The organism is Phytoactinopolyspora endophytica, assembly GCF_004138495.1.
GTDB classification, from domain to species: Bacteria; Actinomycetota; Actinomycetes; order Jiangellales; family Jiangellaceae; genus Phytoactinopolyspora; species Phytoactinopolyspora endophytica.
Genome location: NZ_ML142854.1, coordinates 250144 through 250690 on the forward strand (window position 1 = coordinate 250144; position 547 = coordinate 250690).

Annotated in this window: 1 pseudogene; it reads left to right on the forward strand. The window is 70.7% G+C overall.

Going from position 1 to position 547, the window contains the following annotated elements:
* Positions 1-547 (forward strand): annotated as a pseudogene (locus tag ELR45_RS37825) (adenosine deaminase); the annotation flags it as partial.

Consider the following 547-nt stretch of genomic DNA (forward strand, 5'->3'; position numbering starts at 1 on the left):
TGCCGAAGGCGCAGTCTCACCTGCACCTGACCGGGGCGATGCGGCCGGGTACGCTCCGCGACCTGGCGGCACGGTATGGAGTCCCAGTGCCTCCGGCCTGGGATCACACCCGGGCTCAGGAATGGAGCGCGTTTCAGGGGCGATATGACGCGGCCCGGGAGGTGATCAGGTCAGGTGCCGACGTGGTTCGCGTGGTCAGTGAGGCAGCCGAGGACGACGCCGTGGACGGCTGCGGCTGGATGGAGATCCAGGTCGACCCTACCTCCTACGCGCCGGCCCTCGGCGGGATGGAGGCGGTCGTCGAGGCGGTGCTGGCCGCGGCGGCGGACTCGCCCGTCCCGATGGGCGTGATCATCGCCTCGAGCTGGGCGCGCACGGGCGAGCACGCCGAGAAGGTGGCCAAGATCGCGGTCCGGTACGCCGGCTCTGGCGTGGTCGGGTTCGGGCTCTCCAACGACGAGCGCCTGGGCGACGTTGCCGACTACGTCTCGGCGTTCCGGATCGCCGCCGATGCGGGCCTATTGCTGACCCCGCACTCGGGCTTCTT